9 protein-coding genes and 1 pseudogene are annotated in these 8,770 nt (G+C 70.9%); 6 read left to right on the top strand and 4 right to left on the bottom strand.

Annotation, left to right across the window (positions count from 1 at the left end; translation table 11 throughout):
* Positions 1-70: 70 nt before the first annotated feature.
* Entirely contained in the window at positions 71-355 is a 285-nt protein-coding gene (locus IE318_RS40085) for a DUF6233 domain-containing protein (protein WP_229904080.1), read from the bottom strand.
* Positions 356-668: 313 nt separating this feature from the next.
* Here IE318_RS40085 and IE318_RS40080 point away from each other — a divergent pair, with 313 nt between their 5' ends.
* Both IE318_RS40080 and IE318_RS40075 read left to right on the top strand, forming a co-directional pair.
* Positions 669-923: a hypothetical protein gene (locus IE318_RS40080; protein ID WP_189907808.1), complete on the top strand. Its 255-nt coding sequence runs from the start codon at positions 669-671 to the stop codon at positions 921-923.
* A 10-nt stretch (positions 924-933) separates the two neighbouring features.
* Positions 934-1,131 carry a hypothetical protein gene (locus IE318_RS40075; protein ID WP_189907807.1) on the top strand — a complete coding sequence of 66 codons (198 nt, stop codon included), beginning with the start codon at positions 934-936 and terminating at the stop codon, positions 1,129-1,131.
* 1 nt (position 1,132) lies between these two features.
* On the opposite strand, the gene IE318_RS40070 is transcribed toward IE318_RS40075, so the two are convergent.
* From IE318_RS40070 to IE318_RS40060, 3 genes are read right to left on the bottom strand one after another with little or no spacing between them, the layout of a single operon-like run.
* The gene (locus IE318_RS40070) at positions 1,133-1,312 is read right to left on the bottom strand and encodes a hypothetical protein (RefSeq protein ID WP_189907806.1); all 180 of its coding nucleotides are present in this window, start codon (positions 1,310-1,312) and stop codon (positions 1,133-1,135) included.
* 28 nt (positions 1,313-1,340) lie between these two features.
* The gene (locus IE318_RS40065) at positions 1,341-2,675 is read right to left on the bottom strand and encodes an NsdA family TPR-like regulatory protein (RefSeq protein ID WP_189907805.1); all 1,335 of its coding nucleotides are present in this window, start codon (positions 2,673-2,675) and stop codon (positions 1,341-1,343) included.
* Positions 2,676-2,701: 26 nt separating this feature from the next.
* Complete coding sequence (locus tag IE318_RS40060) at positions 2,702-3,181, bottom strand: DNA-processing protein DprA (RefSeq protein ID WP_189907804.1); 480 nt, start codon at positions 3,179-3,181, stop codon at positions 2,702-2,704.
* A 36-nt stretch (positions 3,182-3,217) separates the two neighbouring features.
* Between IE318_RS40060 and IE318_RS40055 the strand changes: the two genes are divergently transcribed.
* The 4 genes and pseudogenes from IE318_RS40055 (at position 3,218) to IE318_RS40040 (ending at position 8,719) form a co-directional block, all read left to right on the top strand.
* A complete protein-coding gene (locus IE318_RS40055; RefSeq protein WP_189907803.1) occupies positions 3,218-3,484 on the top strand; it encodes a hypothetical protein in 267 nt (88 codons plus the stop codon).
* On the top strand, positions 3,481-4,098 hold the full coding sequence (locus tag IE318_RS40050; RefSeq protein ID WP_189907802.1) for a hypothetical protein: 618 nt from the start codon (positions 3,481-3,483) through the stop codon (positions 4,096-4,098). The genes IE318_RS40055 and IE318_RS40050 overlap by 4 nt, the downstream gene beginning before the upstream one ends.
* 261 nt (positions 4,099-4,359) lie before the next feature.
* Positions 4,360-5,485, top strand: a pseudogene (locus IE318_RS40045) (radical SAM protein).
* Positions 5,486-5,959: 474 nt separating this feature from the next.
* Positions 5,960-8,719 carry a SpoIIE family protein phosphatase gene (locus tag IE318_RS40040; RefSeq protein WP_189907801.1) on the top strand — a complete coding sequence of 920 codons (2,760 nt, stop codon included), beginning with the start codon at positions 5,960-5,962 and terminating at the stop codon, positions 8,717-8,719.
* Positions 8,720-8,770: the final 51 nt, after the last annotated feature.

Below are 8,770 nucleotides of genomic sequence, written 5' to 3'. Positions count from 1 at the left end.
ACCGACCCCACACCGGCATCAGCGGCCAAACACCAGCCAGCCGCGTCACCAACCTGTCCGGCCAGCACACCTAGGCGAGCGCCCGCCGTGCGACATCCCGCGGCACGCCTTTCCACCGCTTCTTCGCCATGTGGCACCCACCGAGGTGGACCGCGACGGGCGGGCCGTCCCGGCCGATGCCGCGCTCGATAACCCAGTCCGGCACGGGCGGCCGGGCCTGCTCGCCCCGCTGCCGCTCGGCCGCCCTCCGCTCCTCCTCTGCGATCCACCGCCGCGTCCGTTCCAGGTCCGCGACCTGGACACGCTCGAGGAAACGCAGCATCTCGAGACGGGAGGACGGCAGGGAGTCGTTCACGTGTTCGATTCTAGGCACTACGCTGACCACCAGCACCAGGAGGGGACAAGGCTGACCCCTTGCAACAAAGGCTGAGCGATTCTCAGCGAAGGCTGGTGACCGGCGTTCCTTCTCACCGGTGGTTAAGCGCGCTGGTCAGAGCGTTGCGCCGAGCAGCGGGAGAGGGAGCGTGTCTCGCACCGCGTGCTGGCTCGCCCGTGAGTACGCCCACTGAGGGTTGAACAGACTTCTGACCTGCGGCGGACCCGCGCTCAATGTTCGGTGAGAATGCTCAACCTTCACTGCGAGAGATCAGAGGCGAACGGAGGCGGCCATGCGCGACGACTTGCGAACTCTCGCGGCCCTGGGCATCGACCCTGCCTCCCTCGACCCGGCGCCTGACGGGCCGCTGCGCCACCCCAGCTCCCGGGCGCGCATCCACCCGCTCTCACCGGATCACAAGCGCTGCTCGTCATGCGCCGCGCCAGCCGTCGCCACCTGCCGCCTCGACCTGCCAGGGTTCGGGCTGCGCTGGCTGGACTCGTGCCGCGACCGCATGATCGCCGGATTCGAGCTCGAGCAGCCATAGCGTGGATACCGTGGACCCGCAGCGCTACCACCTCACCCTGACCGCAGGCGGCAGGCTGCTACAGCAGGGCTGGTGGGCGAGCGAGGCGACCGCCCACTACAAGTTCAGCGGCTGGGTCGGGCAGTACAGCGGCCTGCACGACGCCCGCATCACCCTCGTCGACGAGCAGAGCGAGGAGACGCTGGCCGTGTGGCCCGCCGGTCCCTGACTTATGCCGCCTCGATGACCTCGCCGCGCACAGCTGCCGACCACTCCGCGACGAGTCGCTCGTACACGGCGCGATCCTCTGCCGACAGCCAGCCGCCCGTACGGACCAGGAGTGCGCGGATGTCCTCGTTCACGGCAGCGGCAGACCGCACGGAACCACGGCCGTCGGATTCTAGGGACATGGTTCAAGCCTACGGGCGGCCACTGACATCAGGCTCCGAGAACGTCCATGAGGTGGTCGTCGAGGTTGGCCACCCAGTCCTCCCGCCGCCACGGCCGCAGCTCCTGCCGCGCTCGCCGCAGCCGCAGGGCCGGTACGCGGCCGCCGGTGCTGGACGCGGCCGCCACGCACTGGTGGAGCAGCTCGGCCGCTGCCCAGGGCTCGCCGAGCCGGATCCGCGCCAGAGCCTGGTCCGTGGTGACGATCGCCCGCTGCACCTGCTCTCGGGGCGCCGTCAGCGCCGCTGCCGAACGGGCGAACTGCGTGTGTGCCTTCACGGGGTCGCCGACGTGCAGCTCGCAGACGCCTTCGAAGCCGGCCAGGTGCCCGGCGGTGAAGGAGGTGGGTGCCGGGTCGCTGGCGTGGTCCGTGTCCATGTCGTACCAGGCGAGTCCCAGCGCGGTCTGCGCTTGCCTGTCGTGCCCGGCCCGAGCAGCGAGCTCCGCCTGGAGGGCATGGGCGCGGGCCCGGACGAGGTTGCTCTCACCGGTGCGTGCGGTCCGGACCGCCTGATCGACGAGGTGCCGGGCACTGTCGAGGCCTTGGGTGGAGTAGAGGGTGGTGAGGGCGTGGCTCATGTGGACGCCAGCCTGCCGCCACGGTGTGCCGAGTAGGGTCGCCTCTCGGGTGGCCTCTGTGTAGAAGGCGCGGGAGGCGGCATCGTCCCGGGTTTCGAACGCAAGCCGTCCGGCCAGCGTTGATGCGGCGACCGCGGCTTCGCGCAACTGCGGCGCCAGGGGCTCTGGGATGGGGCCGGCCAGCAGACGTCGCGACGCTTCCACGACCGGCGCGAGCAACAGCTGCAGCCGGACCATGGGGAGTGAGCCGACTTGCACGTTGACGTCCGTTACGACCGATGCGAGGCCGGTGACGGTGTGGTCGTCCGCCTGTGACGGATCTGCGAGAGCGGTGGCGAGGCTGGCCTGGATTCCGGGGGCGAGGAGCGCGAGCATGCCGCCGCCGGACTCGGTGGCCGCTCGCAGCACGGTGGTGCGTAGTTCGGCCGTACGCCGTTCGCTCTCGCCGAGAAGCCCGAGGGCTTGGAGGCACTCGGTGAAGTCGCTGCCCACGCCCAGCTGGAGTTCGCCGGCCGGGGTGCGGGCGTAGAGGTGGGCGAGGAGTAGCTGGTAGCGCTCGTCGGGCAGCATCGGCTTCTCGGCCTCCCAGCGGGCGACGGATCGCTGCACGCTGGCGATGGCCGGAAGCGGCGGATGGTGGAGTGATTGCGCGATGCCGGTGAGGGCGCGGGCGAGGCCGGCGAGGGACAGGCCGCGGCGCTTACGTAACCTCTTGAGCGCTTCCGCCCCCGCGGCCCTGTCGTCCATGCCGCCCATGGTGCAGCAGACACCGGTCAGATGGGGACCACTAGGTGAGGTTTCCCCTGACCGCGTGTGTAGTTGAGGGTTTGCCATGTGCCGGACTGCAGCTGGCCGGCGAGGGGGAAGCCGATCGTCATGCTGCTGCGGTCGACCATCCACCGGTTCCGGGCGTGGTAGGACGCTGAGTTCAGGTCGGGTGCGGCGAGTTCGACCATCTCGGAGATGCGTTCGCGGACGCGGGCGATGGCTTGTCGGGCTTCGGCCGGCTGCTGTTCGACGGTTCCAGGGACGACCACGGTGAGTGCGGCCTGTGTGTTCCCGGCGAGCCAGACCAGGCTGAGGCTGTCGATGCCTTTCGCGCCGCCGATGTAGAAGTGGGCGCCGGTGGCGAAGGGGCCAAGGTAGGCGCTGAAGAGCTGGGCGTACTCGGTGAGGCTCTTGTGGCCGGTGCTGCGGGTGCCTGTGATGGTCACCGTACGACTCAAGATCAACTCCGTGTCATAGGTTGTCATATCCCACACCGGCGGCGCGGTTGGGATCGTCTGCGTGTGGACACCAAAGACCTGCAAAACCTCGCCGGTCACCTGGAGGCACACGGCCTCCAGGTCGCCGTGAACAGCGCCGAGATGCGGCTGACGGTAACCAGTCCCCTCAACAGCCGCCTCACCGAGGACATTGTCGCGGACGGCGACCAGTGGGTCACCTCGTTCGCCTACGCCATCGGCGAGCACGGGCACGAGCAGCAGTGCGCGGAACGCATTGCACGCGTCCTCGCCGTCGGCACTGACAGCGTTCCACGGACGGTGTCAGCATGAGCGGGGGCAACAGCTTTCCGGCCCCGGAGCCCATGGAACCGAGGCCGGGCGTGCGCGTGCACACCGCCGCCGACCGGCGCCTGGCCGTCGAGCACTGGCTCCTCGCCGCGCACCCGGAGCCGAAGCAAGCCCGAGCCGAATGGGCCGAGCACGGGGTGGCGTTACTGCGGCTCGGCACCCTGTTCTCCGCGGTACGAATCCCCGGCAGGCTCATCCAAGCCGTCGCCGCCACCACGGACCCCCGCGAGCTCGACACGTTCCTCGAGGACGCACTGGACGGCGGCCCGGTCATCAGCGACCCGGGCGGAAACCGCTACTACGCCCTCGTCCCGGCCAGCGTGCCCCGCACCTGGCGCGCCGCCGTCGACGACTGGAGCACCCAGAACGTAGAAGTCCTCGGATGCGGCACCTACCTCGGCGTACCCCGCGTCGACGCCGTGGAGTACCGGCCACTGGGAACGTACTGGTCCGTCCCGATGCCGTCCGCCGCGGTGCTCTGCCCGCCGCTGACCGTCGCCCGGCTCATCGCCGCCGCCGTACACCAGCTGGCGGACATCCCAGAGGGGACCGACGGCGAACCGCCACGGCTTGCCCTCCTACGACCTGAGCCGTGAGCTGACCTGCCTTCTGACCCCGTCGCACCGACACGTCAAAGGAGTTCGCGTGTCAACTTCCGCACCTCCATTGACGACCGGGCGCCCCGACCCGCCATGCGCCGAGGTATGCCCGGACTGTAGCGGCAGCGGCGCCAACCCCAAGACCGGCGAGAGCTGCGGCACGTGCAACGGGCTCGGCGAAATCTACTGCGCCGCTCCCCAGCCCGTCCCTGCCCCACGCACGTCGCGCCCCCGCCGCTCAGAACGGGAGGTGCCGTCATGCCGCACAAGCTGATCGCCAGTCCGTTCCTTGACGGCCACCTGCTGCTCCGCCCCGGCGCCAGGTCGGGCGCACGCATCCCGGCCGACCACTACGAGGAGCTCCGGACCGCATCCGCCGGGCAGACCATCCCGCAGTGGGTGGCCGACACCGCCGCCAGCACGTGGGGCCTCGACATCACAAGGCTTCCCCTGCACGACACCGTGCTCGTCCGCGAGCCGTCCCCGTACGGCTACTGCCGGGCCTCCTGGGAGATCAACCTCGGCTGCAACTACGGCTGCCCCCACTGCTACCTCGGCGAACGGCCAGTCGCCGGCCTCTGCTGGGAAGACAAGGTCCAGCTGCGACAGCATGCGCCAGGTCGGCGTCCTGTGGCTACAGATCACCGGCGGCGAACCCACCATGGACCGCGACTTCGAGGGCGCCTACCGGTACGCCTGGCTCGCGGGGATGATGCTTACGATCTCCACGAACGGCTCCCTGCTGTGGCGCGCCGACCTGCTGCGACTGTTCCGGGACTGCCCGCCCTACCGGCTCGTCATCAGCCTCTATGGCGCCAGTGAGGCCAGCTACGAGAAGGTGACCCAGCGCCGCGGCTCCCGGAAGGCGTTCCAGCGCGGCATGACCGCCGCCCGCGCCGCTGGCCTGCCGCTGCGCCTCAACCTCGTGGTCACCGAAGCCAGCGCGAACGAGGCCGACGCGATGGCCGCCCTCGCCGAGGACTGGGGCATTGAGCACCACGCGTACACGAACATGACCCCGACGATCAGCGGCGGCGGGGAACCGCTGCTCGCCCAGTCCGGGGCCCACCTGCGCCAGCGCAAGCCGTTCGCCGGGTGCAACGCCGGCCACACCTTCTTCCACGCCGATCCGCACGGCCTGGTGTCGATCTGCAAGGTCGGCCGGGACGACCAGATCGACCTCATGGCCGAAGGAGTGGACGGACTGCTGCGGCTCGGGGCGATCGCCGACCGCCTGATGCTTCGCACCGGAGGGTGCGAGGGCTGCGCCTTGTCCGGCACCTGCCGGGTCTGCCGCCCCCTGGCCAAGCACTACCAAGAGGCGAAGGCGCCGCTGCACAGCTACTGCCAGCACGGAGAAAAGAAGGAGACCGTCACCTCATGACACCTCGACCCGTACCGGTGCAGATCCTGCCTAGCCAGCCCAAGAGTGCCCGCCGCGGGGCGCCGCCTGTGGCCGCCGCGTCCATCACCGCCGTCGCCAACCTGGACGAGTGACCTGCTCTTGCGGGCACTCGGCCGACACCCCATGAGACGCCCGCCCCGCTGGAACCGGAAACCTCTGGCGGGGCGGGTCTTTCCCTAGAGGCAGGCTCGAGCACGGCTTCATATACCAAAGATCTTGTAGAACTTCCGTTCGATTGCAGTTGGCATCTCGTGTCACGGCCACGGCTGACAGAGGACCGGAACCCTCCATCGGCCGGGGCGGTATTGCGTCACCTGGGCTGCCGCCGGCGGCCGCGTCTCACGGACATCTCACAAACCTGGCGTGAGACGGCGGCCGCGATGCCCCGGCCGCGGACCCCAATGCCGTACGCAGGACGTCATGGACGTACCGGCCGCCGGATAGAGTCGGCTCATGGTCCGACTCCCGGGTCGAACCGGCACCCGGTCGACCCGTCCCCGCGGTCAGCGTCTCGAGCAGACGCCTGGCCCCGCTCGGCGAGCCCGTGAGCGCGCCCAGCGGAACCGGGCTGCGGACGGACGGTCCACGGGTGTGTGGGCGGCGCTGCGCGGACACACTGTCGCCGGACAGGTGTTCGTCCTTCAGGTCGTCATCGTGCTGCTGCTGGTCCTGGCGGCGGTGGCGGCACTGGTGCTGCAGGTGCAGCACGACAGCACCCAGGAGGCCCGCAACCGGTCGCTCGCCGTCGCCGAGACCTTCGCCAACGCGCCGGGGACCCGCGCGGCGCTGGCCGCCCCTGACCCGACGGCGATCCTTCAGCCGCGGGCCGAAGCCGCCCGCACGGCGGCGCAAGTCGACTTCATCGTCGTCATGAACACCGACGGGATCCGCTACACCCACCCCATGTCGAGCCGCATCGGCCAGAAGTTCGTGGGCACCATCGAGCCCGCGGTGCGCGGCGGCACCGTCGTCGAGGAGATCCACGGGACCATCGGGGAGCTGGTGCAGGCCGTGGTGCCGGTCAAGGCGCCGGACGGCACGGTGGTGGGCCTGGTGTCGGCCGGCATCACCACCCAGAGCGTGGGCGGCCTCGCGGAGCGGCAGCTGCCCGTGGTACTGGGCGCCGCGGCGGCGGGTCTGGCCCTGGCCACGGCGGGTACGGCGCTGGTCAGCCGGCGGTTGCGGCGTCAGACCCATGGGCTGGGGCCGGGTGAGATGACCCGGATGTACGAGCACCACGACGCGGTGCTGCACTCGGTGCGCGAGGGTGTGATCATCGTCGGTGACGACGGCGAACTGCTGCTCGCCAACGACGAGGCGCACCGCCTGCTCGACCTGCCGCCGGACGCGGAGAAGCGGCGCGTGCCCGATCTCGGTCTCGCCCCCGACATCGCCGACCTGCTGGCGTCCGGGCGGGTCGCCACCGACGAGGTGCACCTGGTCGGCGACCGGCTGCTGGCGATCAACCAGCGCCCCACCGATCTGGAGGGCGGCCCGTCGGGGAGCGTGGCCACCCTGCGCGACTCCACCGAGCTGCGCGCGCTCTCAGGCCGTGCCGAGGTGGCCCGTGAGCGCCTGAGCCTGCTCTACGACGCCGGTGTGGGTGTCGGGACCACCCTGGACGTGACCCGGACCGCCGAGGAACTGGCCCAGGTGGCGGTGGGGCGGTTCGCGGACTTCGTCACCGTGGACCTGTACGACGCCGTGCTGCGCGGCGAGGAGCCGGATCCCGGGGACGCCCTGCGGCGTACGGCGTACGGCGGGATCCGCGACGACGCCCCGCTGTACCCGGTGGGGCGGCAGATTCGTTTCGTCGCCTCCTCTCCGCAGGCGGACAGCCTGCGCACCCGGCGGCCGGTGCTGGAGCCGCGGCTGGAGGCGGCCCCGGGCTGGCTGGCGCAGGACCCGGAGCGCACCGGGCAGGTGGTCCAGTACGGCATCCACTCGCTGATCACGGTTCCGGTGCGGGCCGGGTCCGTGGTGCTGGGCCTGGTCAACTTCTGGCGGTCCGAGAAGGCGGAGCCCTTCGACACCGAGGAGCTGGCCCTGGCAGAGGAGCTGGTGGCGCGGGCCGCGGTCTCGATCGACAACGCCCGCCGCTACACGCGCGAGCACGGCATGGCGGTCACCTTGCAGCGCAGTCTGCTGCCACGGAGCCTGCCCGAGCAGAGCGCCCTGGACATCGCCTACCGCTATCTGCCGGCGCAGGCGGGTGTGGGCGGTGACTGGTTCGACGTCCTGCCGTTGTCCGGGGCACGGGTCGCGCTGGTGGTCGGGGACGTGGTGGGGCACGGGCTGCACGCCGCGGCCACCATGGGCCGGCTGCGGACCGCGGTGCACAACTTCTCCGCGCTGGATCTGCCGCCGGACGAACTGCTCGTGCTGCTGGACGAACTGGTCGGCCGCATCGACCAGGACGAGACGGAGGACGGCGCCGGCGCCCCCGTCATCGGCGCGACCTGCCTGTACGCGATCTACGACCCGGTCTCCCGGCGCTGTGCCATGGCCCGCGCGGGCCATCCGCCGCCCGCCGTGATCCGGCCCGGGGGCGAGGTCGTGTTCGCGGACGTGCCCGCCGGTCCCCCGCTCGGACTGGGCGGGCTGCCGTTCGAGACGGCCGAACTCGAGCTCGCGGAGGGCAGTCGGCTCGTGCTGTACACCGACGGGCTGGTGGAGGACCGGGAGCGGGACATCGACACCGGCCTGGAGGAGCTGCGCGACGCGCTCGCCACGGCGGGCGAGTCGCCCGAGGAGACGTGCCGGACGGTGCTCGACACCCGGCAGCCGTTCCGGCCGGGCGACGACATCGCGCTGCTCGTCGCGCGCACCCGGGCCCTGGGCGAGAACCGGGTCGCCGAGTGGGACGTGCCCGCGGACCCGGCGGCCGTCGCGGACGTGCGGGCCGCGGTGGGCCGGCGGCTGGCCGCGTGGGGGCTCGAGGACCTGACGTTCACCACGGAGCTGATCCTGAGCGAGCTGGTCACCAACGCCATCCGATACGGCAGCACACCCATCCTTGTGCGGGTGATGCGTGAGCGCGCCCTGATCTGCGAGGTCTTCGACAGCAGCAGCACCTCGCCGCATCTGCGCTACGCCACCACGACGGACGAGGGCGGCCGCGGACTGTTCCTGGTGGCACAGCTTGCCGAACGCTGGGGCACCCGGTACACGCCGACCGGCAAGGTCATCTGGGCGGAGCAGCCGCTGCCCTGACGGCCCGGCACCTCGCTCTCGTTCATTTCTACGAATTTCATGCTCGACGGG

This window comes from Streptomyces spiralis (assembly GCF_014654675.1).
Lineage (GTDB): Bacteria > Actinomycetota > Actinomycetes > Streptomycetales > Streptomycetaceae > Streptomyces > Streptomyces spiralis.
Note: the sequence above shows the minus strand (reverse complement) of the source record. Positions and strands in the feature narration are given on the sequence as shown.